The following is a 25,860-nucleotide window of genomic DNA, read 5'->3' on the forward strand; positions in this document are numbered from 1 at the left end:
GGTTAAACCGACACACTTTCCTTCTTTGATAAATCCATCGCCGGACCGAAGAATTCATAACGGACCTTAGATACGCCCATTTCTTGTAACATCTGAATGACAGCTTTCATGAACGGTGCAGGTCCGCACACATAGCATTCCGTTGCCGCATCCACATATTGCTTCAGGATGTCTTTGTTCACGTAGCCTGTAAAATGAGCACCGGATTCATCACGGGGATTTTCATATATATAGCAGGCTTGCCCATTTTCAAATTCACCCATGATGTTGTCGACCTCTTCTTTAAAAGGGTGCACTCCTTCATTTCTGCTTGCATGAATAAACGCCGTTCTTCGTTCAGGCGCGTTCCTTGCCACCCTTTCAAGCATGCTCATCATAGGCGTGATGCCGACACCTCCGCTAATGAGCGCTACAGGGGAGCTTCCATCTTCTAAATAAAAATCCCCGGCCGGTGCACTGACCTCAATCTCGCTTCCTTCTGTCATCTGGTCATGTAAGAAATTAGACACTTTCCCTTTTGGATCATGTTCTGCTTCTCTTTTTACGGAAATCCTGAAGAATTTCTCCAGCGGTGCACTTGATAAACTGTATTGGCGGATATGGGTGAATTCTTCACCAGGAATCGTCACCCTGACAGAGATATATTGCCCAGGCATGAAGGTCGGAACAGTACCTCCATCTTTTGGTTGAAGATAGAAAGAAGTCACGCACTCACTTTCCACTACCTTTTTTGCCACCCTAAATGGTTTAAAGTGCCTGTATTCCGCCTGCTGATACATTTCTTCCTCTACATCGATAAATACTCCGGCGATGACTCCGTATGCTTCTCCCCATGCTTCAATAATCTCATCTGTCGCTGCCTCTCCCAGAACCTGCTTGATTGCTTGAAGCAAATGCTCTCCAACGATTGGATAATGCTCCGGTTTGACTCCGAGACTTCTATGCTTATGGGCAATCTGCTTTACAACCGGAAGAATACTCTCGAGCTTATCGATATTTTGAGCCGCAGCGTAAACCGTATTGGCCAATGCCGTCTGCTGTCTTCCCTTTTTCTGATTGACATGGTTGAAGATATTTAATAATTCTGGATGGTCCCTAAATAAATTTTTATAAAAAGTGGACGTTATTTCCGTTCCTTTCACTTCTAAGACAGGAGCAGTGGATTTCACGATTTCAATGGTTTTTTGAGATAGCATAATGGTCACCTCTAAAGATATATTTTGAATACATCTTTAAATTACTCCTCTTCCACCATTAAAGCAATATATAAAATACACCTTTAACAAAACAGTCACATTTAGACACAAACTTACTTCCTTCTGTATAATGGGGATAACGGAACGGAAAGGTGAGATACATGAGACTAACTTTATACACCGACTACTCACTGAGGGTCCTGATTTTCCTGGCTTCCAAACCGAAAGAAGAACTCTCTAATATAAAAGAAATCGCGGATGCCTACAGCATCTCAAAGAATCACCTGATGAAAGTGACGTATGAACTTGGAAAAATGGGGATGATCGAAACGATCCGGGGCAGAAACGGCGGGATCAGACTGGCACAATCCCCTGAAGAAATAAATATTGGGAAACTTGTCCGGGTCACCGAAGAGGATTTCCATCTTGTCGAATGCTTTGATGCCCAAAATAATTCCTGCATCATTACACCTGTATGCGGATTAAAGCATGTACTCGGCAAAGCATTGAATGCCTACCTCTCTGTACTCGATGAATATAGCCTGTCCGATTTGATTCAGAACCCGATGGATTACCGGTTCCTTTTTCAGGAACAGAAGCGGGATGAAACGTCAACCTGAAGAAACTTCTCACCTGTGGAGGGTGGGGAGTTTTTTTGTAAGTATAAAGAGATGATTGGTTACGATCCGTTTTACACCGTATCAGAAGTTCAGCAGCCGATTTCATACAAAAATTCAGCTGCTGAATAAAGTTAAATAATCAGCAGCTGAACGCTTCACTCTTTGCTCTCACTATATGTAAACGTCATTAACATAAATAAGAAAAAGCTGAGTAATAACGTGCTTCCCCCGACAATATAGAATACCGTTGTAAAGCTTGACGGCAGGTTGAATGGATTTAGATTATACATCCACATCCCGACGGTCAATCCAATCGACCCTATGATCGCTGACCAGACATGGGCAAATGCCAGTTTAGAAGATTTCGGCACCTGATAGGAACGGTAATAGGAAGAATACGCAAATAAACTCAACCAGCCCACAACTAAAATATGAGCGTGAATCGGCTTGAATGCATATGATCCGGCCCCTGCCATATGAGACCCGAGAAATGCTCCGATAAACCCATAGATGGCGGCCATACGTAATAAAAGGACATGCCACCGCATTTAGTACTCCCCCTTTTTTTTAAAATCATACTTCCATCATTATAGTATAGTTGTCCGAAACGTTGCTATGATTCTTCGTCCAATTCCATAGAACGTTCATAATTTCCGGTGTGATGAACAAATAATTGCCACCGCTGTTACACAGGATACAAAGATAGGTGTAAACATTTGCAAACGGTGCCATCACTGATACAATAAGAATGTAATAGAACATTCTGAAAAAAAGGAGAATACATATGACTAACTTCCAACAAAATCTTGAAAAATACGCAAGCCTTGCAGTGGAAGTCGGAGTGAACGTCCAGAAGGGTCAGACCCTTGTCATCAACACTTCACTCGACTCGGCAGAATTCGTCCGCTTAGTAGTAAAGAAAGCCTATGAAGTAGGAGCTAAGCACGTATACGTCAACTGGAGTGACGATATTGTCAACCGTACGAAATACGACCTTGCCCCTGACGAAGCATTCCAGGAGTTCCCTGAGTGGAAAGCACGTGAAGTAGAAACGCTTGCTGAAGGCGGAGCTGCATTCATGAGCATCGTTTCTTCAAGTCCTGACCTGCTAAAAGGGGTAAATCCTGAACGAATCTCGAACTTCCAGAAGGTTGCCGGTAGAGCGATGTCCAAATACCGTCAGTTCATTCAATCGGACAAGGTGAGCTGGTGTGTACTTGCCGCTCCTTCTAAAGACTGGGCTGCAAAAGTATTCCCTGATGCTTCTGAAGAAGAGCAAGTGGACCTATTATGGGACGCGATCTTCAAAGCCGTACGCGCTGACCAGGCAGACCCTGTACAGGCTTGGAAGGATCACGACGCAAACCTTCACGAAAAAGTCGAATACCTGAACGAAAAGAATTACCAAAAGCTTCATTACACAGCACCAGGGACGGACCTTACCATCGAACTTCCGAAAGGGCACCTTTGGGTTGGAGCTGGAAGCGTGAACGAAGAAGGAACGACTTTCATGGCCAACATGCCGACGGAAGAAGTATTCACGGTTCCACTTAAAACCGGTGTAAATGGTACAGTATCAAGCACAAAACCACTTAGCTACGGTGGTAACGTGATCGACAACTTCACGATCACATTCGAAAATGGACGCATCGTGGATGTGAAGGCTGAAGAAGGCGAAGAAATCCTGAAGCGCCTGGTAGATACGGATGAAGGATCTCACTATCTTGGGGAAATCGCCCTTGTGCCTCATCAATCACCGATTTCTCAATCGAACGTGTTATTCTACAACACACTATTCGACGAGAACGCATCAAACCACCTTGCGATCGGTAATGCCTATGCATTCTGTATCGAAGGCGGAAAGAAAATGAGTGAAGAAGAGCTTGAGAAAAACGGCTTGAACAACAGTATCACTCACGTTGACTTCATGATCGGTTCTGACAAAATGAACATCGATGGAGTAAAAGAAGACGGCTCGACGGAAGCAGTATTCCGTGATGGCGGTTGGGCGTTTTAAGTTTACTATGTAGTGTAAATCCCTGAGAGGCAGCTTGGCTGCTTTTTGGGGGTTTTGTTTTTTTTGATGGGTGGCTTGGCTGCATTTTTTGACTGAGCGCTCAATCAAATGGATTAATTTGTAAAAAGACGCAATTAACCATATTTTTGACGCAACCCCAATGGAAAATGACGCAAATATGATTAAAACGACGCAATAAACTTAATTTTGACGCAATCACCTAAAGAAATGACGCAATTCCCGTTTCATACCCCATCTGATTCTCCTTCCACCTGCTATGTAGTCAGGCATCCAGCCAATATCAGTTCCAAATCACCACTATCCATATTGTTTCGTCAACGCAATCGCAGCAATTGTCGCTCCTGCTGCCTGTGCATAGCTCCCGAATGTCGTGATCTGAAGTCCGAGATCCTTCATTTCCTTTAAAATATATACTTCTCCCACCGCTTCAAGGGCTGCACCCAGGGATTGAAGCGTATTCCCATAAGCGAGTAGCTGTGAATAGGCACGCGTACTTAAGGTAGCTCCGTATGCCTCAAGTCCCGCACCGATAGATTGAACGGTATCTCCAAAGATATCCAGATTCAATCCTTCCAGCTCTTTTCCTGAAAATTGGAGCTCGGCCGCATAGACATTCGTTACGTTTCCGGAGGCTTGGATCCAGTCACCGATCACACGATAGGTTTCCCCTATCGATCCATCTGACAATTTTTCGGCACCGACAGCCTGAAGGGCATTTCCCGCCGCCTCGAATCCATTTCCGATGGAGACCAACCGAAGTCCGACAGGCTCCTGATTCAATCTTTCTTCTCGGATGATCATGGTTTCACCGATGGCTGCAATTACCGTCCCGACTACCTGAGTCCACACTCCCGTAATGAGTATTAGTCTATCGATCACCTCCGTCCACCGATCCTTTCATCGTTCATACATTCAATGTATTCAAAGAATTGTAATTGGTATCTTTGGACTCAGGACCATCATGATTGTATTTTTACAAATACCAGTAAAACAGTCTTGTTTAATTTGTCCCATCAGGCTATGATATTCTAGTTCATCTAGAGTTTCATAAGGGGGAGGGATTTAGGTGAGAATTAGGGATTGGGATCGTAATTTGAAGGTCCGGCTGTTTGGGGAAGCAGCGATAAATATTACCTTCTGGATGTTCTTTCCGTTTTTGACGATTTATTTTACAGAGTCATTCGGAAAGCAGACGGCAGGTTTATTATTGGTCCTTTCACAGGTATTCGCCGTCGTGGCGAACTTAATGGGAGGATATTGTGCGGACCGCTTCGGGCGTAAACGGATGATGGTCATATCGGCATTTGGACAAGGATTGGCATTTCTAATCTTTGGACTCGCCAGCTCACCGTGGCTCGATTCTGCCATGATCGGATTTATCTGTTTCAGTTTAGTAGGTGTGTTCGGCTCATTTTATTGGCCGGCAAGTCAGGCCATGGTCGCAGATGTCGTGGATGAGAAAGACCGGAGCCATGTGTTTGCCGTCTTTTATACGTCTATCAATATCGCCGTCGTCGTAGGACCAATATTAGGGGGCATCTTCTACGTCCACTACCGCTTTCAATTATTGATTGCAGCGGCACTTATTTGTATCCTTTTAGCTCTTCTGCTATCTAAAATGACGAGGGAAACGGCACCCGCCGATAAGAATAAGCTCCTCGTCACTGAAGGAAAGAAGAAAGCATGGCATAGTGTATTGTCTGATCAATTTAAAGATTATAGTGTCATATTCAAGGACAAAACGTTCTTATTGTTTATTTTAGCAGGGGTCTTGGTAGGTCAGACATTCATGCAATTGGACCTCTTGATTCCTGTATATATTAAAGATGTGATGGATAAAGCCACTCTGTTCAGCTTCGGGGACTGGTCATTGACCCTTGTGAGTGAGCAGGTATTCGGTTTAATCCTATCAGAAAATGGATTCCTGGTGGCCCTTCTTACAGTGGTCATTACACGTTGGATCACAAAATTCCGCGAGCGTAATGTGTTCATTCTGTCTTCGGTCATTTATGCGGTTTCGATCTTCATGTTTGGTCAAACGAGTTCCGTATGGATGTTTGTGATCAGCATGGCGGTGTTCACATTTGCGGAGTTGATGACGGCCGGTATCCAGCAGAGCTTCGTATCAAAGCTTGCGCCGGAACATATGCGTGGGCAGTATTTTGCCGCAGCCAGTCTGCGCTTCACGATTGCAAGGACGATTGCACCTCTGTCCATCACCCTGTCTCTTTATGTAGGATATGATTGGACGTTCATCATCCTTTCGATTCTTGCTCTTGTCAGTGCTGGACTCTTCTTCATCATGTTCGATCGTTTTGAGAAGGAAGAATTGAAACTGAAGAAAGCTGCTCATTAAAAAAAGGAATGATCCGCAATGGATCATTCCTTTTCCTTTTCTATTACAGTCCCAGATCAAATCCTTCATCATCAGACTGCAGCATTGTATTTAGACCAAGATCTGTTGAAAGACCAAGGTTGAATTCTGAATCTGAAGACTCTTCATTTTCCCATCGTGTGTAGCTTGCATCTGCATTTACACCAAGGTTTGATAGAAGAGACGATTCGTTGTCCTCGTCAGAAGATAAAAATCCAAGAGCAGTATCCGTACCTGCATTTAATCCTGCACTCGTATACTCTTCTTCTTCAGAATCCATTGATTCAGCCCATAGTCCCGCATTCACTGCGTTCATGACAGTAGCTGCAGATTCATTGTCTTCATCGTTTGTCATAGCACCAAGCATTAGGTTATTCGCTGCATTCGCTTCGAACTTGGAATAGTCGTCGCTGTTTTCAACAGTTGTCATAACAGAAGTATCGTTCATTGCTTCTACTTCAGAAGAATCACCATCTTCTTTATCCATTGTTCCAAGTACCAGACCATTTGCAGATTCAGTACCGATTGACGTTTTAGAAGAATCGTTTTCTTCACTGCCTTCTGTCATCACCCATACATTGGAATCAGTCATCGCATCAGCACTCACTTCATTCTCTTCATCAGATGCAGAAGCATTAAGACCAGAAGCAAGGTTTCCGGAAGTAGTAGAAGCATAAGAATCATCTTCTTCATTGTACATCGTTTCATTCATGATTCCAGCGTCAGTCATAGCGTTTACTGCTGCTGATCCATCTTCTCCTTCAACCGCTGCATTCACATCCTGAGATGCTCCTGCTTCAGTCATGGATGTGAAAGAATCGTCTTCTTCGCTGTACGTCGTTTCATTCATGACACCAGCTTCTGTATCAGCATTCACTGCTGCTGATCCATCTTCTCCTTCAACTGCTGCGTTTACATCCTGAGATGCTCCTGCTTCAGTCATGGATGTGAAAGAATCGTCTTCTTCGCTGTACATCGTTTCATTCATGACACCAGCTTCCGTATCAGCATTTACTGCTGCTGATTCGTCTTCTCCTTCAACCGCTGCGTTTACAACCTGAGATGCTCCTGCTTCTGTCTTTGAAGTAAATGAATCGTCCTCTTCGCTGTACGTTGTTTCATTCATGACACCAGCCTCTGTATCAGCATTCACTTCTGCCGACTCGTCTTCTCCTTCAACTGCTGCATTCACATCCTGGGATGCTCCCGCTTCTGTCTTTGAAGTCGCTGAATCATCTTCTACTGTCGTTTCATTCATAACAGCTGCGTCTGTATCAGCGTTCACTTCTGCTGATTCGTCTTCTCCTTCAACGTTTGCGTTTACATCTGAAGTTGCTTCTGCACCGTTCTTGGTCATGACAGAATCATTTTCTTCATCCACAACCGTTTCATTGACGACGTTTGCATCAGCATCGGCGTTTGCATCCGTATTCGATTCTTCGTCTGATCCTCCGATGTTAAGTCCATTTAATAAACCATCTTCTGAATCAAGGATGTTGACGTTTTCCAATAACCCATCATTGCTACCCAGCAGTGAATCATTCCCTGCCGCAAAGCTTGTGTGACCTCCGATTGCAAGACTTGCTGCTAATCCACCTGTCATTACCAATGTTCTAAATACGCTTTTTCTCATTTTATTTTTCTCTCCTTTTAAAAGTTTTTAAGTTTATATACTTTTGAAAAGAAGAGAATCTTGAGGTGGTTGGGACGGTGGTGCGTTTAACCACTGATCATAGTAGAGATTATTTTTCTCGTACATATTGGTTTTTTGTAAGTTGACGGCCGTTGCATATTGCTCCGACACAACCCATAGAGAAGATGCCCCTGTTACCTGACCGCTCATTCCACTTGTACTGGATGACTGACTTGTTGAATTCATCGTTGTCGTCGTCAGGACCGGTTCCATCTTATTACGGGGTGGAGAAGACTGTTCATTCTGATTTTCAGGTACTTCCATCTTAACGGAACGCTCTTTCTCCACTTCAACCGGTTTTGTAAGTATGGTTTCAATTTGGTTTTTGGCTTTGCTTATTCCAATGGAGCTTTGATCAGGTTCGACCGGAACTTCTTCTTTGACCGGTTCCTTTCGAACATCTGCTCTCTCCATTTCGACGTCACGATCTTTATCCTCTGTGTCGACCAAAGGCTCGTCGGGCACTTCTGTTTCAATGTCCAATTTGACAGCTGGTTCCTTTGAAACATCGGCGTCGACTACACCGGTATCCACTTTGACCTGTGGATCTTTGGACACTTCGACATCGACGACCCCTGTATTCACTTTTACTTCAGGATCATCTGACAGATCCACTTCCAACAGAGGTTTATCGTCTGACAATGATTCCGTCACAGGTTTCGTTGTTTCTACAACTGTGTTGGTAACCGTCTTCGTCGTTGAATCCACTGTACCCGTTACAGATTTCGTTGTTTTTTCAACGGTATTGGTAACCGCTTTGGTGGTGTTGTTCACCGTTTCCGTTACAGGAGCCGCTGAGTCCCCTACAATATCAGTAACTGGTTTTGTCGTGTGTTCAACGGTTTTATTCACCGTATCACCAACGGACTTCGTTGCGGTGTTCATTGTACCTGTAACCGATTCTGTCGTCTGATCGACCGTATCTGTCACCGAATCAACCGTATTGGAAAGGATATTCCCTTTGGATTGCTGATCCTCCTCTGAAGGTTTGTCCTTCTCCTCGTCAGGAGCGGACACGGCTTCATTCACGGTCGTTGTCGCGCTGTCCGTGACAGCGTTGACTTCATCCGTCACATTGGAGAGAAGTCCCCCCTCTGCTGAAGCAAAGGTTGGAATACTGATGACTCCAAGAAAAAGCAAAGCCTGAATTAAGCATTTTTGCACTGCGTCTTGTCACCTCCTTCCGATTCAAATAGCGGATGCTAAAATGTTCTTTTGAGTGGTGCTGTATCTGTTGTACCTGGTACAAAATGAATTGATTGTACCAGGTACACATGGTGTTGAAAAAATCTTGTCCGACACCCACCCTGCATCCCATTTTCACGAAGCTAACGAAAGGGGTTCAAATTTGGATCACTTTTTTTCAAAAAAATTTATTTTTCTTCTGAAAAATTGTCAGAAAAGGATGAATCCGAAAAATTCCGTTTACCCCCTTTTCCCATAAAAAGTGAGATGTTACAATGTACAACCGTAAGCAATCTTAACGTAGCTCTTTCAAGAGTTAGTCGGAGATTCCAATCAATACTACGCAAAGAAAGGATGTTGATTTCAATGCATATCGGAAGCAAAGGCTGGTACGTACAAGAACTAAAAAAAGCAGGCGTACGCCACTATGAAGAACGCTATGTCGAATCATACAAAAAACACGTTCTTGCAAACCTATTAGAACGTACAAAATAAACATGAGAGGGACGGACCTCGATTCCTATGACCAGGTCATAGGAATGAAGGTCCGTCCCTTTTTTTATTTCAGTAGTTTCGATGAGTAGATGGGGTTCAGGTTTGGTTTGACAGAGTATCTTTTGGTGCGGCTCAGTTTGTATGTTTTGTTTTTGAGCAGGTATGCTTTGTATTTTTGGTTCCAGCTTTTCAGGGACCAAAGGATCAGTCCTGCTGTCAGGAGGGACAATCCTCCGGTGGCCGGCCAGAAGTATGGTGAAATGACACCTGACTCGTACGCCAGTCCAATCGGTGAAAAGATGAAATATGTGAGTACGACTGAAGCCATCAATACAATGGAAAGTGGGATGCTGTATTTCCATGGCATCATGTCCACTTTCGGATTATAGCGGTATTCATATGGCTTCTGCATCGGTTTCCACCAGCCGATCATTAGCATCAAGAACACTTCTGCCACAAACAGAATTCCATAGATGTGAATGAAGTTGATGTCGATACTGAATCCGAATAGATGTCCCGTCCCCCATACAAGCATGTAATACGTGATGACGTGAAGGATGATGACCGTTTTCGCAGCCACTGCCGGAATCCGTTTTGAAAACACCCCGACTAGCAAGACGACGATGATCGGGATATTGAAAAAGCCTGTAAATCGCCTGATCAAGTCCCATAACCCGTCTGTTGCATGGATCAGTAATGGAGAAACGCACATGGATACAACGGCCAGCAGTGCACCGAACCATTTACTGATGGTGATCAACTTCTGATCGCTCACTCCCGGATTGAATTGAGGCTTGTAAATATCAAGGGCGAATAGTGTTGCTGCACTGTTTAACAATGAGTTAAAGGAGCTTAGCACCGCTCCAAGCAATACAGCCAGGAAAAATCCCGTCAAATAAGAAGGAAGCACGGCGTTGATCAATGCAGGATATGCCAAGTCCACACTTTTCAAAGAATCTCCATACAGATGAAAGGCGATGACGCCCGGAAGCATCATCATAAATGGGACCAGCAGTTTATAGAAGCCCGAAATGATGACGCCTTTCTGCCCTTCCGCCAGATTCTTTGCACCTAAAGTACGCTGGATCACATATTGATTGGAAGCCCAGTAGAATAAATTCGCAAAAAGCAGGCCAGTAAAAATAGTCGAAAATGGGACGGAATCCGATGCAGATCCAATGGAATTAAGCTTCTCCGGGTTCTTCGTCGCAATCTCCTTCACGCCGGAGAGGATGTTTCCATCTCCAAGCGCATAAAATCCTAAAATCGGTACAAGGATTCCAATGATCAAGAGTCCCACTCCATTTAATGTATCCGAAATCGCAACAGCCTTCAGTCCCCCGAAAATGGCATAAATACTGCCAATGATGCCGATTGTCCACACAATCACCCATATCGATTGCGTATAGGATATGCCGAGCAGCTCAGGAACATCGAATAACTTCAGAACGGCCAGAGCCCCTGAATAAAGCATAGAAGGAATCGTCACAAACACATATCCCAGCATAAAGAGAATGGTCGTATATTGGCGGACACCCTTATCATATCGTTGATTGAGAAACTCAGGTAATGTGGTGAAACTTCTCCCCAAATATTTCGGGAGCAAATACAGGGCCATGATGATGATGGCAAATGCGGCGGTCACTTCCCACGCCATGTTCGACAGGTTCGCACGGAACGCCTGCCCATTCAAACCCACCAATTGTTCTGCAGATAAATTGGTGAGTAGCAGCGACCCTGCAATAAAGGTTCCTGTCAGCCCCCTCCCTGCCAGAAAATAACCCGTGGAGTCATTCAGGGACCCCTTTGTTTTTATGTATGAAACCCACGCAACCAATCCCATAAAAAAGACACAGGATACTAGTGTAAACAGTAAACCATTCTCAAACATCGGACTTCTTCCCTTCATATTTATTATATGTGTTTGAGAAAGTTCCCCAAAAGTTATACTAGTAAACTATTATTTTTGGAAAATTATTAAAAATAGTCATAAGGAACCACCACGTTTTTCCATTGAAATACTTTTGAAAAAACGGTTGTGGAGGGCTTTCTTCCTGTGATAAAGTAAAGAACATATTTTAAAAATAACTTCATACGAATTCCTTATATATCTATGGTGATATGGACCATAAGTCTCTACCTGGCAGCCGTAAATTGCTAGACTATAAGGAAAGTCTTTTCTATATGCTACGTGTATGGAGACTTTCCCTATGTTTATTAGAGAATGTCTTCATGCACTTTTTTATTTGCTTTTTTGAGAAGTCTGACATCATACGACATATACCTTGAGGATTCGATGAAGAAATCATTTTTTGGAGGAATGGTATTGTGAGTTTAGTGTATGGCATCTTATCTTTACTTGGCGTTTTATTTCTAGCGTGGTTGTTGAGCAGCAACCGCTCGGCCATTCAATGGCGGACGATCGTCATCGGCATCTGCCTCGAATTTCTACTTGTTCTTTTCGTATTGAAGGTTCCGTTTGGACAAACGGTCCTGAAGAAAGCGGCACTCGGTGTCCAGAAAGTCATTGATTACAGCAATGAAGGAATCATGTTTGTGTTCGGCGGATTCTTTGAAAAAGGGACGAACATCTCATTTGTTTTTGCCATCAATGTGTTAGGCGCCATCATCTTTATTTCTGCCCTTATTTCCGCTCTTTACTATTTGCGCATCATCCCGTTCTTTGTAAAATACATCGGGATTGGATTAGGAAAGATCCTTGGTACGACGAAGGTCGAGTCGTTTAACGCGATCGGGAATTCGTTCCTCGGTTTGGCGGAAGCTCCCCTGTTGATCAAGCCTTACTTAGTGAAGCTGACCCGTTCTGAATTATTTGCCGTCATGGTAGGGGGAACGGCTTCAGCGAGTGGTGCCATCCTGATTGGATACTCACTGATGGGGATCGATATGAAATTCCTTCTTCTGTCTGTATTCAGTGTTCCCATCGTCTCCCTCGTCATCGCGAAGATCATTGAACCGGAAACAGAAGAATCGGCGACGAACGGAGATATTTCGTTAGGAAAAACTACTCATACGAACGTATTTGAAGCGATTTCCGAAGGCGCACTGAGCGGAACTCAATTAGCCATTAATATTGGTGGGCTATTGATCGCTTTCATCGGGATACTGGCGGCCGTGAATGGACTGCTTGGATTAGTGGATACAAGCCTATCAACAGTCTTTGGCTACGTATTCTATCCTCTTGCACTACTCGTCGGCATCCCGATGGATGAAGCATTCCGTGCCGCATCCATCATCGGGACGAAGCTTTCTGTAAACGAGTTCGTGGCTTACAAAGAGCTCTCTGGCATGATGAACGAGCTTTCACCCAAGACCGTGGCGATCCTTTCTGTTGCCCTTTGTAATTTCGCCAACCTTTCTTCCATCGGACAGCTGATCGTCGGACTAGGTTCATTAGAACCGACGCAACGACCGATGGTGTCTAAACTAAGCTTGAAAGCCATCCTTGCAGGAACACTCGCAAGCTTTATCACAGCCATCATCATTAGTATATTTCTATAATTTTTTGCGTCATTTATGTTTCTTCCCGAGCCATTTAGTGAATAGTATAAGGTAGAAATCTTTTTTCACATTGACAACGGAAGGTGAAACCATTGAGAGAAAAAAAGACCATGAAAGAAACGAAAACCAGTAAAACGACCCACGTTCTTCCACCTGATACGAACCATCACGGTACGTTATTCGGTGGAAAACTGATGGCCTATATAGACGATGTAGCCTCCATCGCCGCAACCCGACATGCCCGAAAGCCTGTCGTAACGGCATCCACGGATTCCGTCGACTTCCTTCAACCCATTAAAGTCGGCGACGCCGTTACACTGGAAGCCATCGTCACGTACACGGGACGAAGCTCCATGGAAATCTGTGTGAAAGTGACATCAGAGGTGCTCCTGACTGGAGAAACCAATGTGGCTGCCATCTCCTTCTTAACGTTTGTAGCATTGGAAGGAAACAAACCAGCCGTGATTCCTGAAGTGGTTCCAGAAACGGAAGAAGAGAAATGGCTGAACGAAACAGCTAAAAATCGGGCTGAACACCGTAAAGCCCGTAAAAAACATAGTGAAGAGCTGGCGGAGTTTTTCCGTAAAGCTTATTAGTTTAGGAGGCTGGGACAAAAGGGTTTCAGATAAGGAAGAATCCGAACGAGTGATTTGATAAAAATCTAACTCGTTCGGATTTTTATTTTTTATAATCCATTTATTTAGCAGGTTCTAGCTGTTGATTGGAGTGCAAGACGAAGACTCCTGCGGGAAAAGCGGAATAGGTGAGACCCCGCAGGAGCGACAGCGACGAGGAGGCTCGCCTTCCGCCCGAGGAAAGCGAAGTCTTGCACGGAAATCAACAGCGGTGTTACAAGTAATCTCATTGTTCGTCTTTAGAGTGTATAGATTTAGTTATGTCCCAGCCTCTTTTTGTGTGGGTACGCCCGGCATTCGCCGATAAAATCCGCCGTCATCCATCATCCACCGGTACGAGTCCCCTTTCTCTCTCTGATCCACTCTAGAATTATTCCCAACAAATAATTATGATTCCCCCTAACTCTTTTTCCCCACCCCCTTCAAAATAGGTCCGTCCCTCCGATAATACAGAGGTACGGACATGTGAAGTGTCTTATTATTTTTATTTTTGGAGGTTACGGTTTGAAAAAAATAGTCAGTATGTTTCTTCTTGTCATGCTTGTGATGGCAGGGTGTTCTACGCCTATGACGAAAGAAACCAGCACAGAAAAACAGCAGAGTATCGGAATCCTTCTTTCTGATACAGGTCTTGGGGATGGTTCTTTTAATGATTCCGCCTTCAGGGGACTCGAACGTGCCCGTGAAGAATTGGGGATTTTATTTGATTATAGAGAAGCGCCGGATGGGGATTTCGAAGGAGCCCTTAAGGAACTTGTCGATCAGGATCATGAACTTGTCATTGGACTGGGGTTTTCAATCCAGGATGCCCTTGAAAAGGTGGCAAGCGAAAATCCCGATCAACAATTTCTATTGATCGACGGATTTTCAGAACTCGATAATATTACTTCGATTACGTTCAAAGAACATGAAGGAAGCTTCCTTCTCGGTATGGTGGCCGCGATGAAATCCAAGACAGGTACGATCGGGTTCATTAGTGGGGCCGATGTTCCAGTCATTGAGCGCTTTGAAAAAGGTTATATTCAAGGGGCTAAATATATCAACCCTTCCATTAAGGTCATCAAAAACAATGCGAACAATTTCGGTGACGCCGACTTAGGGAGGACAATCGCAGAGAAACAAATGAAACAGGGTGCGGATTTCCTTTACCCTGCTGCAGGTTTCACAGGAGTCGGGGCCATCCAGGCTGCTCAGAAAGCAGGCGTTTTATCGGGTGGGGTCGATTCGGATCAGTATTTCATTGCGGAAAAATCTGTCGTCACTTCTATGGTCAAAAAAGTCGACAACGCCGTTTTCAACATAACGGATGAACTTATGAACGAACATAAGATTTCTCAGCACGCCTATGAATTGGGCCTTAAAGAAGACGGTGTCGGACTTGCCCCAATCCGTGTCGTGAATCTTTCACCGGAAGAAACGAAAAAGCTGGAAGATGCCAAGAACAAAATCATCTCTGGTGATATTACCGTCAATATGCAATAAATCTACTTAAGGAGTAATGTCATGGCACTAAAAAAACGTTTACTGATCTTGGGGTTGATCCCCCTTGTCCTGTCCACCATCATCATCGGCTATATCGTCTCGCAATTGGTATTCTTGCAGAATTCTGCCAAAGAAGATGTAGAGGTGCTGCTCGAGACCGAATCCTTGCGCGGAGATCTCATTGTGACGAAGCAGGCACTGTCGAATTACTCGGTGAATTCAACAGAGGAAAATAAGCAGATGGTCGAAAGTTTGCTAAAGCAAACCTCTGCTCAAATCACCGATCTGAAGAAGCTCGTTTCAGTAAAAAATCAAAAACAGACCCTTTCTTCCATTGAGTCTAAATTCACCGATTTGAAATCGGCATCGGATGCAGCTCTCAGTGAAATGGACAAAGCGGAAATCAAACGGCAATCAATACGTATTTCAGGTGTGTTGAACGATATGTATCTATTGCATAAGCAAACAAACGAATGGTATGAAAATTCACTGCAAGAAAATAAGAGTCAGATCCAATTTATCATCTGGGCCTCCATCATCGGTTTCATCGTGACGGTACTCCTCTCTCTGATAGCATCGAACCTGCTCAGCCGAAGAATCGTCAAACCATTGAACCGGATGGTGGATAATGCCGAGAAGATGGCAAATGGGGATTTAACGATCACCATCGATTCGGTCAAAGAGAAGAACAGCCGATTCGAAGTCGATAAGCTTCAAACAGCCTTTCAACATATGGTCGAGAATCTGCGAAGTACGGTCCAATCCGTCCATGACATCGGAACCAATGTAGAACGGTTTACCCACGATGTGCGCACCCAGATGGCAAGTCTGACGGAAAGCAGCAATCAGGTAGCACTCTCCACAGAGGAACTTGCCAAAGGGAGTCAATCGATTTCTGAGGATATCCAATCCACCGCTGCCCTTATGGCGGTGATGGGTGATGATTTCTCTCAGACTGTCGAACAGAGTATTGAATCATCAGAAAGCAGTAAAGTCGCACTATCATCTGTCGGAAACGGTCGTACATCCTTAAATCAGCAACAGGAATTTGCCGAAATGATCGCCGAATCTTCCTCCTCTATCATGGATTCTGTTGAATCCTTTGCCCAATATACAGGGGAGATCGAGGATGCCGCCCAGGCGGTACGTGAAATTGCCGATCAAACAAACCTCCTTGCCCTGAATGCAGCCATTGAAGCCGCCCGTGCCGGCGACGCAGGGAAAGGTTTCGCCGTCGTGGCCCAGGAAGTCCGTAAGCTTGCTGAGGACTCTTCCATTGCCACCGAACGCATCGGCAGCATGGTCGGGAGCATCAAACAGGGCATACAGTCCATCATGGATGCTTCCCAAAAAGGAAAGACCCTATCTAACCAGCAGCTGGATTCCATGAGCGTGACGGAGCGTTCTTTTGAAGAGATTTCCGGAAATGTTTCTACTATATTTGATAATCTCGCCAAACTCGAAACCGGGATGCATGCCTCTTCCGAGCGGACCAACCAGGTGATTGCCGCCATTGAAAATATTTCGGCCATCACGGAAGAAACAGCCGCCGGAACGGAAGAAATTTCGTCTTCAACAGAAGAACAGCTTCGATACTTTGAACGAATGAATGAGCAGGTGGGCGAGCTGAACAACATGACGATGGAAATGAAGAAACAACTGGAACAATTTACACTTTGATTGACTGGGAGAATGCCTCGTGCAGAGGCATTCTCCTTTTTAAAAATTTCAAGAAAAAATCGCTGATAAATGAGATTACCGCCGGTATCCAGGTATAGTAATGCCCACGATAGTGTGAATCAACCTCCCAAATTCCGACAATAACCTCACACCATTCCACTACGACTACCTTCCCCCACCCTTTCTCACTAGTCAAAACACCCCTTTTATTATTACAGAACGTTTAAATTTTTTTAACGAACAAAAAGTAGAGGTCCGTCCCTCTATACATCACAGGGTATAATAAATCCTTTTATGAAGACGTTTTGTTTTTTGATGAACGCTTTCACTTCTGTCATACTTTGTAACAATTTGTCGGTGGTAAATATCTCCACCTACATAACCCCCGAAAATCTCCTATACTGTATAGAAGGTTATACTGTCTAGAATTCTTATAGTTGGAGGAATACTGATGTTATCAAACTCTGAAATTGGGATCGATTTAGGAACTGCAAATATACTTGTTTATAGTAAAAATAAAGGAATTATACTTAACGAGCCATCTGTTGTGGCCATCGACACTGAAAACAAAACGGTCTTGGCTGTCGGAACCGAAGCCAAGAGCATGATCGGGAAAACACCTGGGAAGATCGTGGCTGTACGCCCTCTTAAAGATGGTGTGATTGCCGACTTTGATGTGACAACTGAAATGCTGAAGCAAGTCATGAAGAAGGCGAGTAAAAAATTAGGATTTTCTATCCGCAAGCCGACCGTGGTTGTGTGTACGCCATCCGGTGCGACAAGTGTTGAGAGAAGAGCGATTCAGGATGCGGTAAGAGGAAGCGGCGCGAAATCCGTGACGCTTATTGAAGAGCCTGTTGCTGCTGCAATCGGTGCTGACCTCCCTGTAGGTGAGCCTGTTGCCAACGTCATCGTTGATATCGGCGGAGGAACGACGGAAGTGGCGATCATCTCTTACGGTGGCGTCGTGTCATGTAATACCATCCGTATCGGCGGAGACCAAATGGATGAAGACATCGTGCAATATGTGCGCAAACGCTATAATCTCCTGATCGGTGAAAGAACGGCTGAATTAGTGAAAATCGAAGTCGGCCAAGCACTGATCGATCACGAAGAAAGAACCATGGATATCCGTGGACGTGACCTTGTGACAGGTCTTCCGAAAACGATTGAACTTTCATCAAACGAAATCCAGGATGCATTGAAAGAGTCTCTTCTACACATCTTGGAAACCATCCGTGCAACATTGGAAAATTGTCCTCCTGAACTGAGTGGGGACATTGTTGATCGCGGAGTCATCCTGACAGGTGGCGGAGCCCTTCTGAACGGACTTCAGGATTGGTTGAGCCAGGAGATCGTTGTACCGGTTCACTTAGCTCCAAACCCTCTTGAGTCTGTGGCAATCGGAACAGGACGTTCCCTATCCGTGATTCACAAATTACAAAAAGTAAAATAAGAAGATTCTATCCCCCATTCGGTTGGGGGATATTTTTATGCCCAGCATCAAACCCATCTATTTACCCCACTAACATTTTTTTCAAACATATGTGATCCAAATTCTTATTCCCCTCGTTAGCTTATTACAATTGAGTTCCTACCCGTTGTTTAGTATCCTTATTTTATATGTCAAAGATAAGGAGCGTATTATGCCCAATGATTTGCAGGATGTAGAACTGTATCAACAAGTTTTGGCAAAAGACTCGACTGCATTACGACAGCTCTATCAGCAATATGAAAAACTGATCTATTCGTTCTCGTATAAAATGACTGGAGACCGTGAAATCGCGGAGGAAGTGATCCAGGAGGTTTTCATGAAACTCTGGAAGAAGCACTCTCCTTACGATCACAGTAAAGGAAAATTCTCATCATGGCTGTTAACGATGACGAGAAACACGTGCCTTGATGCGTTACGCAGACGCAAAAAACATGAGTCTGTTGAATATATAGAGAAGGACTCCCTTCAGGTAACCTATGAAACTCCCGCCGATCAATTAGAGTGGAAGGAAAAAGGGACCGCGATCAGAGAGTGTATCCAATCATTGAAGGATGACCAGCAAAGAATCGTGCAATTATTCTATTTCAAAGGATTGACTCAACAATCCATCGCTGAATCAACCGATACTCCACTTGGAACAGTCAAAGGAAGAATCCGTTTAGCCCTGAAGCATTTACACACGTGTCTAAAAGGGAAAGGAGGTACGTTCGAATGACGATACAACCATGCGATCAATTACTGGATTACTACAACGGTCATTTATCTGAACTAGAGAAAGCTCAATTTGAGAAGCATTTAAAAAGCTGTGACCAGTGTCTTGAAGAACTTCATGAACTGGAGCAGTTATCGGACTATATGCCGTTCGCATCTGATGTTGTTGAACCTCCCAAAGACCTGGAAGACCGTGTTTTCGCTCATATTCTAGGCGATGAGAAATCGGCAGGCGTTGAATCAATCAAGAAAGCGAAGAAGAACAGGACATGGTTCCTCCCTTCTGTTGCGGCAGCATTAGCCCTTTCCCTTATCGGCAATGCCTATCTGTTTACCCAGCTTGAGGACCAGAATGAAGTAGTTGAACAAGCAACGATCGATCAAGTCGTCCAATATGTCGATCTCGCTGCCGTCAATGGCAATGCTAAGGGAACTGCCAGCATCATCAAGCAAGGAGCACAAACGAGCATGGTGGTCCAGGCATCTGAACTTCAGGATCTTTCAGATGAAGAAGTGTATCAGGTATGGCTCATTAAAGATGAAAAGCCAGAACGAGCCGGAACGTTTGTCACCAGTAAGGATGGAAAAGGCTCCGTCGTATTCAAGTTCAATGAAGAATTTACGAAGAAAGATTGGGATACGGTGGCCATCACCCTTGAACCGGATGCTGATAGTCAGCTTCCCCAGGGGGACATCGTGTTAGCGTCGGAAATCTAAAAAAAGTTTTACCCATTATGTTTTGCCCGTCAGCCCTTTACTGACGGGCATTTTTTCAATCCCCTTTTCTTTTATTTGAATAAAAGCGCCTATCCAAATGTTTGAGGTATTCGAACTAGGGAACATAGTCCTATGTAACAGAAGTTGTACAAATATTAAACAAAAATTTCTCTTCTTTTAAAGGGCCGCTTAGTAAAGACTCTTCACTCTTTCTATCATTCCACACCCTATTTTTCCTTTATTCAAAGGCTGTTTTCGTAAACTTGTTGCTTTTGGATGTAGCGAGTGGCGGTTGATTTCCGCTACAGGTGCTCGCTTTCCGCTCCAATCAACTGACGAAAAGTTTGACTATCACAAAGGAAATGGAGAGATTGCGTATGCCACTGCTTTTTCATTCGATGAAGTGACTGATTTTATTTAATAGTCCTTTACTCTTTTTAAACGGATGGTCACACACCGTTTTGCTCTGTCAACACTTACTACTCTAGAGGGTGAAGGGAACTGCGTAGACTCCTACGGAAAACGGGCGTGCCGAGACCCCGGAAGCGAATTGTGCTGAGGAGGCTCGGCCGAACGTCCGTGGAAAGCGGAGCAGTTCCCTTCACCCTCCTGCACCACAACCTAAATGACAGAGCATCGTAAATCTAAGTTTGGATGCAATGCAACAATCTTTGCGAAAACAGCCTTTTCAAAAGAATTGAAAAAAGTTTTTAAAAAAGTGATCCATGTTAAAACTTCTGTCGTTAGCTCTATGAAAATATAAAAAAATCAAAAGGAGAGATTTACTTATGAAAATGAAAAAAAGTTATTTAGCCGTCCCATTAAGTATGACACTACTAATTCCAACTGCAGGTGCAGTATCAGCACATAACGGTGAAGATCATTCTCATGATGCCAAAGTGGATACACCGGCAGGAGAATTAAGAACAACTTTGGATCGCTTACTTACTGAACATGCATACTTAGCCGTTGAAGCCATGAGACGTGGAGCAGAAGGCGCAGAAGATTTCGATGCGGCAGCCGGTGCACTGAACGATAACGCTGCCGATTTAAAAGGCGCAATCGCTTCTGTATATGGTGAAGAAGCCGGGAATCAGTTCAACACAATCTGGACAAATCACATCGGATTCTTCGTTGATTATGTAAAAGCTACAGGTGCGAATGACCAGGCTGCCAAAGATGAAGCTCTTGCGAATCTGGCAGGATATAAAGAAGAGTTCTCTAATTTCCTTGAGACTGCTACTGGTGAAAGATTGAAATCTGATAGTTTAGCAGAAGGGCTTCAAATGCATATCAACCAGTTAATCGGCGCATTTGACAGCTATGTTGCAGGAGACTATGAAAAGGCTTACGAATACGAGCGTGAAGCGATCGGTCATATGGCCATGGTATCAAAAGGACTATCCAGTGCGATTACAGACCAATATCCGGACAAATTTGAAAACACGATGGCCGTGACTCCGGCAACGGACTTACGCTCTACTCTTAATCATCTGTTAACCGAGCATGCTGCCCTTGCGACGATGGCGATGCAAAACGGAATCGACGGGTCCAAAGACTTTGACGCTTCGGTTAATGCGCTGAATGCCAACACAGAAGATCTTTCTGCAGCCATCGCATCAGTATATGGTGAAGAGGCCGGTAACCAATTCAAAGAAATGTGGACGAAGCATATCGGATTCTTCGTGGACTATGTAAAAGCAACGGGTGCTGAAGATGAAGCTGCCAAACAAGAAGCGATCAAGAATCTTGATGGATACCGCGCTGAATTCTCTAAATTCCTTGAAACAGCTACAGACGGCCGCTTGAAATCCGATGCCTTAGCAGACGGTCTTCAAATGCACGTAGAACAACTGACTGGCGCATTCGACAGCTACGCTGCAGGTGACTATGAAAAAGCATGGGACGGAATCCGTATGGCATATGAGCATATGCTGAACCCGGCAAAAGGATTATCAGGTGCTTTCGCTGATCAATTCCCTGACAAATTCAAAGCCAACATGCCTTCAGAAATGCCTAACACAGGTATGGGCGGAACCGCTGATGAAAACGGATTCCCATTCGAATTCCTTCTTGCAGCCCTTCTGATCATCGCTGGTGGAACAACACTCGGAATGAAAAAATACGCTTCACATAAACAATAATCTTTAACATGAGAGGGACGGACCTATAATAGGTCCGTCCCCCAGTGTGAAGATGAAAGGAGTGGCTTCACATAATGTATACTATGAGGGTTGTACTGCTTGTGCTTGTACTATTGCCCATTTCTGCATGTTCCGCTGGAATTAGTTCCAATTCCACAGGAGATAAGGCAACTACTCAAACAGCAGAGAAGCAGGAAAAACCAACAACTCAGATGGCCAGTACCACAACCTCCCCTTCTCCATTTGCAGATACGATCATTAAAGATGAAAGAAGCGGAATCGTACCTGCTACCATCGAAATCCCTGCCATTGGTGTTTCCACATCCATAGAAGCAGTTGGATTGAAAGAAAATGGCGAAATGGCCGTAACGGAAAGTTTTAAGACCACTGCCTGGTATCAGGGAGGCTACAAGCCCGGCGAACCCGGTAATGCTGTGATTGGTGGTCATGTGGACAGCCGAAATGGTCCAGCTGTTTTTTATAAGCTCAACAAGCTTTCAAAAGGTGACGAAATCATCGTTAAAGATAAGGCTGGAGAAAAGAGAACGTTTATTGTCATGGATAAGAAAGAATATCCCTGGGACGACGCCCCTTTGAAATCAATCTTTGGGTATTCCGCTGCAAGTTCTCTCAATCTCATCACCTGTACAGGAGACTTTGACCACTCTGCACGAAATTATAGCAAGCGGCTTGTCGTCTACACCGAATTGAAATCCTGATGAAAACAGCACGGAATCCCTCCGATGCTGTTTTTTTATGGATATTTTTAGAAGGAATAGAAATCCTATCAGTAAGGAAGGTGATACCATGAACGAGGAGCAGTTGGAAGATCTGTTCGGCTTCTATGGATATGAGGATTTATACAAGAGATTCAAGACTCCCCTTTATGTGACCGGCATCATGGACGATGCCGACGCCGAATTACTCGAGGATTTCTTTGAGAATTTCAAGTTCGATTGTACTGTTTTGTTCGACGAGTTCAGGTTCTGGTTCCAATATTACGAAGTTTCGAAGCGTCCGCCTTTTACATTATAGTCCTCAAAAAAAGCTGTTCTCTGCACATTCACAGAAAACAGCTTTTCTTCAATATGGTTTCTCCTGATAGAAGTAATTGGTCGAATTCCACGTATTCTCGTATTCTTTATGAAAGATATGGGTCGTCGCCGGCGAAACAGGCGGGATCAGCCACGTCCAGTCCCCGGTTACATCACGGTCAGCTTGTTTTTCATTTTCTTCAAACAGGCGGAACTGCTGAGCAGCCGTATGATGATCGACAATGCTTACCCCATCTTCTTTAAACGAATGAAGCACGGCGATATTCAATTCGATCATTGCCTTATCCTTCCATAATGTAGCCGCTCTTGATGTATCAAGTCCCATGCAGCTTGCGACTTTCGGGATCAAATTGTAGCGGTTCTCATCGGCAAGATTCCGTGCACCGATTTCCGTTTCCATATACCAGCCGTTAAACGGGGCAACCTTGTAAGAGATCCCGCCGATTTTCAACTCCATGTCAGAAATGATTGGGACGCCGTACCACTTCAATCCGAGATCCCGAAACCAGGCAAATTCAGGGTGACGGAGAGGTACTTCCAGTGTAAGATGGGGCTCAATGTTACTCATTCGCGGGGGCTCGTCCCCGATTTGCACGACGAAAGGCAGAACATCGAAGTCCGTCCCCTGCCCTTTCCATCCAAGCTCCAGGCATTTATTCGTAAACTCGACAGAATGGGGATCCCCTCTGTAGTGACCATCATCCTCATAACCCGCATACCGGATCAATTGGTGATTCCATAAACGGATGTCAGGCTTATTGGGATGGGACGGTCTGAATACCGTGATCGTCGGGCGGATTCTTCCACCGTTGGACGCAAATTCCAAGTGGCGCTCTAACGCCTGGAACACCTCATCCTCGGTTGCAGCTTCCCTTTCGTCAAATACGTTCAACGAATTCCAGAACAATCGGCCGATGCAGCGATTGCTGTTCCTCCAGGCCATCTTGGCGCCAAGGACAAGCTCTTCGTTTGTATGGGTATAAGTTCCTTCTGTAGCAATTTCATTTTCTATTTGTTGTAATCGAAACGCGATGTCTGCTTCGCTTTTATTCAGTTCCATAAACACTTGTTCAATGAAGGCTTTCGCCTCATCCATAATCGGTGTCAATATAATCGCTTCCCTACTATCTTATTCAGCGCATACTGTACCTTCAAGTATACCATTTTTCCCATACCTTTTTCCTTGGTACATTTGAACAACCCTTGAATTCTAGAGATTCACGGCTTTCTCATAGCATCTGTATTCCTGATGTCCTTCAGGTTTAGAGGTGAAATAAACAGAGCCCCTATACTCATACCCCATTTTTTCATAGAGAGTGTTGGCTCCTGTGTTTCTGTAGTATGCATCCAGCCGGATACTTCTGTAGCCTTTTTCCCCGGCAAGTTCCTCACATTTTTCCATGAACGTCTTGCCAAGGCCCTTCCCCTGTTGAAGGGGATCGAGAAACAGGGCGTGAATCACCCATTCGTCATCAAGCTGCCAATCTATTTCCGACCATTCAGGGGATTGCCATTCATTCAGAGTGGCGGATCCTGCCACCTCTTCGTCCACCATGAGCACATAGAGGTTCCCGTTATCCATCACTTCTTCAAAGTACTCCCTGCTTGGATACTCATCGTTCCATTGAAGAAGGCCTTTCTCATCCAGATCCTTTTTGCACCTGATATAAACGTCCATTATGGTGTCGAGCTGTTCACGGGCTGCCTTGATTAAGTGTATATTCATCGTTTATCTCCTGCTCATCCATTGATTTTTATGTATCCATTATAGTCTTTGTCCTGAGCAGGGTCGTTATGCGGACGGATCAAATTCCCTTCCCCTTGCAGGCAACCCTTTCCCCAGCTGAAATCCCCGATAAATAAGCGCTCTCAAAGCGCGTCCTCCCTGCTTCGTCATCTTCACGGAGAAACGCATCCCCACAGATGATGATCCTTTTACTTGTCCCGACTTCGACAAACGGGCTGCGCATCACCGTCTCTGCTTCAGCATATCTCCAACGCTTCAACTCTGCTGTTGCAATCTCACTTCCCTCTGCAAGATAATGTTCTGCCACCCTTTGGATTTCAGTCAGTATTCCGTCGTCCTCGAGCGTTTCATTCTTCTTCGCCCACTCCCCCGTCATATATACACTGACAGTGACCGACTGGGAAATACCTTTCTTATGGTGATCCACCACCCTCTCAACCCCTTCAGGCAGATTCTCATCCGTATGTCCCGGTGAGGGGATGCTGCTTAATCCATTGAATGTGAACATACCAACAAAGCAAGGGGCAAATGAAATAGTGGAAACCAGTGGTTCAGTCATCCCCGGCAACAGCAATAATGCCTGGGGTACGGGAGCCGTTACGATACAATGATTCGTGAGGATTTTTTCTCCGCTTTCCAGTTCTATTTCAAGAGGTACGTCCCTCCCGTCGCGAATGGCAGATACCTTCGTGTTCAGTTTGACGGGGATGGTTTCGGCCAGTTGTTTGGCAAGGGCATTCATACCGCCCGTGGATGTGTATCGGGGATAGGGGTTTCCAAACCATCGCTTCACCCACCCTTCCTCGAGCCATTTATCTACATTCTGTTGGAGCTCTCCGGAGCGGACGGTGAAGAACTGGGCTCCGTGGTCGGCCTTTCCTTCTCCTATTCGCCTTGTGGCTAGCCTCCCTCCGACGCTTCTGCTCTTCTCTACTATGAGGATATCTTCTACCCCTTTTTCGAACAGTGCCCTCGCCGCCATGATTCCCGACAGGCCCCCTCCGATAATGATCACTTCTTTGGTTGTCATGTATTCTCATCCTCTCTTTGCTTTCATTATACGAATTTCAT

At 44.7% G+C, this 25,860-nt stretch carries 23 protein-coding genes and 1 riboswitch; of the genes, 14 read left to right on the plus strand and 9 right to left on the minus strand.

The features are described 5' to 3' along the window. Window positions 1-2: 2 nt before the first annotated feature. Window positions 3-1,196 carry an NO-inducible flavohemoprotein gene (hmpA, locus tag SLH55_RS04660; RefSeq protein ID WP_320322813.1) on the minus strand — a complete coding sequence of 398 codons (1,194 nt, stop codon included), beginning with the start codon at window positions 1,194-1,196 and terminating at the stop codon, window positions 3-5. Between the two features lie 161 nt (window positions 1,197-1,357). Between hmpA and SLH55_RS04665 the strand changes: the two genes are divergently transcribed. Beyond that, complete coding sequence (locus SLH55_RS04665; RefSeq protein WP_219167719.1) at window positions 1,358-1,816, plus strand: RrF2 family transcriptional regulator; 459 nt, start codon at window positions 1,358-1,360, stop codon at window positions 1,814-1,816. 155 nt (window positions 1,817-1,971) lie between these two features. On the opposite strand, the gene SLH55_RS04670 is transcribed toward SLH55_RS04665, so the two are convergent. Further along, window positions 1,972-2,364 carry a hypothetical protein gene (locus tag SLH55_RS04670; RefSeq protein WP_219167721.1) on the minus strand — a complete coding sequence of 131 codons (393 nt, stop codon included), beginning with the start codon at window positions 2,362-2,364 and terminating at the stop codon, window positions 1,972-1,974. A 236-nt stretch (window positions 2,365-2,600) separates the two neighbouring features. Here SLH55_RS04670 and SLH55_RS04675 point away from each other — a divergent pair, with 236 nt between their 5' ends. Beyond that, the gene (locus SLH55_RS04675; RefSeq protein WP_320322814.1) at window positions 2,601-3,833 is read left to right on the plus strand and encodes an aminopeptidase; all 1,233 of its coding nucleotides are present in this window, start codon (window positions 2,601-2,603) and stop codon (window positions 3,831-3,833) included. Between the two features lie 318 nt (window positions 3,834-4,151). Here the strand turns inward: SLH55_RS04675 and SLH55_RS04680 are convergent, their stop codons facing one another. Continuing rightward, on the minus strand, window positions 4,152-4,733 hold the full coding sequence (locus SLH55_RS04680; protein WP_320322815.1) for a DUF6944 family repetitive protein: 582 nt from the start codon (window positions 4,731-4,733) through the stop codon (window positions 4,152-4,154). 187 nt (window positions 4,734-4,920) lie between these two features. Here SLH55_RS04680 and SLH55_RS04685 point away from each other — a divergent pair, with 187 nt between their 5' ends. Further along, window positions 4,921-6,210: an MFS transporter gene (locus SLH55_RS04685; protein ID WP_320322816.1), complete on the plus strand. Its 1,290-nt coding sequence runs from the start codon at window positions 4,921-4,923 to the stop codon at window positions 6,208-6,210. Window positions 6,211-6,253: 43 nt separating this feature from the next. Here SLH55_RS04685 and SLH55_RS04690 read toward each other — a convergent pair whose 3' ends face one another. Together SLH55_RS04690 and SLH55_RS04695 are read right to left on the minus strand one after the other, a co-directional pair. Beyond that, window positions 6,254-7,861, minus strand: a complete 1,608-nt coding sequence (locus tag SLH55_RS04690) for a hypothetical protein (RefSeq protein ID WP_320322817.1) — start codon at window positions 7,859-7,861, stop codon at window positions 6,254-6,256. 33 nt (window positions 7,862-7,894) lie between these two features. Next, window positions 7,895-9,085, minus strand: coding sequence for a hypothetical protein (locus SLH55_RS04695; RefSeq protein WP_320322818.1), 1,191 nt, complete (start codon window positions 9,083-9,085; stop codon window positions 7,895-7,897). 387 nt (window positions 9,086-9,472) lie between these two features. Here SLH55_RS04695 and SLH55_RS04700 point away from each other — a divergent pair, with 387 nt between their 5' ends. After that, window positions 9,473-9,601, plus strand: coding sequence for a YflJ family protein (locus SLH55_RS04700; RefSeq protein ID WP_082386245.1), 129 nt, complete (start codon window positions 9,473-9,475; stop codon window positions 9,599-9,601). Between the two features lie 64 nt (window positions 9,602-9,665). Here SLH55_RS04700 and SLH55_RS04705 read toward each other — a convergent pair whose 3' ends face one another. After that, the gene (locus SLH55_RS04705; RefSeq protein ID WP_320322819.1) at window positions 9,666-11,492 is read right to left on the minus strand and encodes a solute:sodium symporter family transporter; all 1,827 of its coding nucleotides are present in this window, start codon (window positions 11,490-11,492) and stop codon (window positions 9,666-9,668) included. Between the two features lie 192 nt (window positions 11,493-11,684). After that, window positions 11,685-11,786: riboswitch (purine riboswitch) on the plus strand. 143 nt (window positions 11,787-11,929) lie between these two features. Here SLH55_RS04705 and SLH55_RS04710 point away from each other — a divergent pair. From SLH55_RS04710 to SLH55_RS04755, 10 genes are all read left to right on the plus strand, one after another. Next, window positions 11,930-13,123: a NupC/NupG family nucleoside CNT transporter gene (locus SLH55_RS04710; protein WP_219167734.1), complete on the plus strand. Its 1,194-nt coding sequence runs from the start codon at window positions 11,930-11,932 to the stop codon at window positions 13,121-13,123. 92 nt (window positions 13,124-13,215) lie between these two features. Continuing rightward, window positions 13,216-13,719, plus strand: a complete 504-nt coding sequence (locus SLH55_RS04715; RefSeq protein WP_219167735.1) for an acyl-CoA thioesterase — start codon at window positions 13,216-13,218, stop codon at window positions 13,717-13,719. A gap of 543 nt (window positions 13,720-14,262) precedes the next feature. Then, window positions 14,263-15,240, plus strand: coding sequence for a BMP family ABC transporter substrate-binding protein (locus tag SLH55_RS04720; protein ID WP_320322820.1), 978 nt, complete (start codon window positions 14,263-14,265; stop codon window positions 15,238-15,240). Between the two features lie 21 nt (window positions 15,241-15,261). Beyond that, entirely contained in the window at window positions 15,262-16,920 is a 1,659-nt protein-coding gene (locus SLH55_RS04725) for a HAMP domain-containing methyl-accepting chemotaxis protein (RefSeq protein WP_320322821.1), read from the plus strand. A 451-nt stretch (window positions 16,921-17,371) separates the two neighbouring features. Then, window positions 17,372-18,376, plus strand: a complete 1,005-nt coding sequence (gene mreBH / locus SLH55_RS04730) for a rod-share determining protein MreBH (protein ID WP_034761217.1) — start codon at window positions 17,372-17,374, stop codon at window positions 18,374-18,376. 190 nt (window positions 18,377-18,566) lie between these two features. After that, window positions 18,567-19,130: an RNA polymerase sigma factor gene (locus tag SLH55_RS04735; protein ID WP_226671840.1), complete on the plus strand. Its 564-nt coding sequence runs from the start codon at window positions 18,567-18,569 to the stop codon at window positions 19,128-19,130. After that, window positions 19,127-19,843 carry an anti-sigma factor gene (locus SLH55_RS04740; RefSeq protein WP_320322822.1) on the plus strand — a complete coding sequence of 239 codons (717 nt, stop codon included), beginning with the start codon at window positions 19,127-19,129 and terminating at the stop codon, window positions 19,841-19,843. The genes SLH55_RS04735 and SLH55_RS04740 overlap by 4 nt, the downstream gene beginning before the upstream one ends. A gap of 788 nt (window positions 19,844-20,631) precedes the next feature. After that, window positions 20,632-21,987, plus strand: a complete 1,356-nt coding sequence (locus tag SLH55_RS04745) for a copper amine oxidase (protein ID WP_320322823.1) — start codon at window positions 20,632-20,634, stop codon at window positions 21,985-21,987. A gap of 74 nt (window positions 21,988-22,061) precedes the next feature. Next, a complete protein-coding gene (locus tag SLH55_RS04750; RefSeq protein ID WP_226671837.1) occupies window positions 22,062-22,706 on the plus strand; it encodes a class F sortase in 645 nt (214 codons plus the stop codon). An 88-nt stretch (window positions 22,707-22,794) separates the two neighbouring features. Further along, a complete protein-coding gene (locus SLH55_RS04755) occupies window positions 22,795-23,022 on the plus strand; it encodes a hypothetical protein (protein ID WP_219167745.1) in 228 nt (75 codons plus the stop codon). 48 nt (window positions 23,023-23,070) lie between these two features. On the opposite strand, the gene SLH55_RS04760 is transcribed toward SLH55_RS04755, so the two are convergent. The 3 genes from SLH55_RS04760 to SLH55_RS04770 form a co-directional block, all read right to left on the minus strand. Next, window positions 23,071-24,138, minus strand: a complete 1,068-nt coding sequence (locus SLH55_RS04760; protein ID WP_320322875.1) for a nitric oxide synthase oxygenase — start codon at window positions 24,136-24,138, stop codon at window positions 23,071-23,073. A gap of 114 nt (window positions 24,139-24,252) precedes the next feature. Beyond that, entirely contained in the window at window positions 24,253-24,768 is a 516-nt protein-coding gene (locus SLH55_RS04765) for a GNAT family N-acetyltransferase (protein WP_219167747.1), read from the minus strand. Window positions 24,769-24,847: 79 nt separating this feature from the next. Further along, a complete protein-coding gene (locus SLH55_RS04770; RefSeq protein WP_219167748.1) occupies window positions 24,848-25,819 on the minus strand; it encodes an NAD(P)/FAD-dependent oxidoreductase in 972 nt (323 codons plus the stop codon). Window positions 25,820-25,860 lie beyond the last annotated feature (41 nt).

The organism is Rossellomorea sp. YZS02, assembly GCF_033963925.1.
Lineage (GTDB): Bacteria > Bacillota > Bacilli > Bacillales > Bacillaceae_B > Rossellomorea.

Excerpts from the sequence above, each read along its gene's own strand:
- hmpA (WP_320322813.1), bottom strand. The coding sequence starts at position 1,196 with ATGCTATCTCAAAAAACCATTGAAATCGTGAAATCCACTGCTCCTGTC.
- SLH55_RS04665 (WP_219167719.1), top strand. The coding sequence starts at position 1,358 with ATGAGACTAACTTTATACACCGACTACTCACTGAGGGTCCTGATTTTC.
- SLH55_RS04670 (WP_219167721.1), bottom strand. The coding sequence starts at position 2,364 with ATGCGGTGGCATGTCCTTTTATTACGTATGGCCGCCATCTATGGGTTT.
- SLH55_RS04675 (WP_320322814.1), top strand. The coding sequence starts at position 2,601 with ATGACTAACTTCCAACAAAATCTTGAAAAATACGCAAGCCTTGCAGTG.
- SLH55_RS04690 (WP_320322817.1), bottom strand. The coding sequence starts at position 7,861 with ATGAGAAAAAGCGTATTTAGAACATTGGTAATGACAGGTGGATTAGCA.
- SLH55_RS04700 (WP_082386245.1), top strand. The coding sequence starts at position 9,473 with ATGCATATCGGAAGCAAAGGCTGGTACGTACAAGAACTAAAAAAAGCA.
- SLH55_RS04705 (WP_320322819.1), bottom strand. The coding sequence starts at position 11,492 with ATGTTTGAGAATGGTTTACTGTTTACACTAGTATCCTGTGTCTTTTTT.
- SLH55_RS04725 (WP_320322821.1), top strand. The coding sequence starts at position 15,262 with ATGGCACTAAAAAAACGTTTACTGATCTTGGGGTTGATCCCCCTTGTC.
- mreBH (WP_034761217.1), top strand. The coding sequence starts at position 17,372 with ATGTTATCAAACTCTGAAATTGGGATCGATTTAGGAACTGCAAATATA.
- SLH55_RS04735 (WP_226671840.1), top strand. The coding sequence starts at position 18,567 with ATGCCCAATGATTTGCAGGATGTAGAACTGTATCAACAAGTTTTGGCA.
- SLH55_RS04740 (WP_320322822.1), top strand. The coding sequence starts at position 19,127 with ATGACGATACAACCATGCGATCAATTACTGGATTACTACAACGGTCAT.
- SLH55_RS04745 (WP_320322823.1), top strand. The coding sequence starts at position 20,632 with ATGAAAATGAAAAAAAGTTATTTAGCCGTCCCATTAAGTATGACACTA.
- SLH55_RS04750 (WP_226671837.1), top strand. The coding sequence starts at position 22,062 with ATGTATACTATGAGGGTTGTACTGCTTGTGCTTGTACTATTGCCCATT.
- SLH55_RS04755 (WP_219167745.1), top strand. The coding sequence starts at position 22,795 with ATGAACGAGGAGCAGTTGGAAGATCTGTTCGGCTTCTATGGATATGAG.
- SLH55_RS04760 (WP_320322875.1), bottom strand. The coding sequence starts at position 24,138 with ATGGATGAGGCGAAAGCCTTCATTGAACAAGTGTTTATGGAACTGAAT.
- SLH55_RS04765 (WP_219167747.1), bottom strand. The coding sequence starts at position 24,768 with ATGAATATACACTTAATCAAGGCAGCCCGTGAACAGCTCGACACCATA.
- SLH55_RS04770 (WP_219167748.1), bottom strand. The coding sequence starts at position 25,819 with ATGACAACCAAAGAAGTGATCATTATCGGAGGGGGCCTGTCGGGAATC.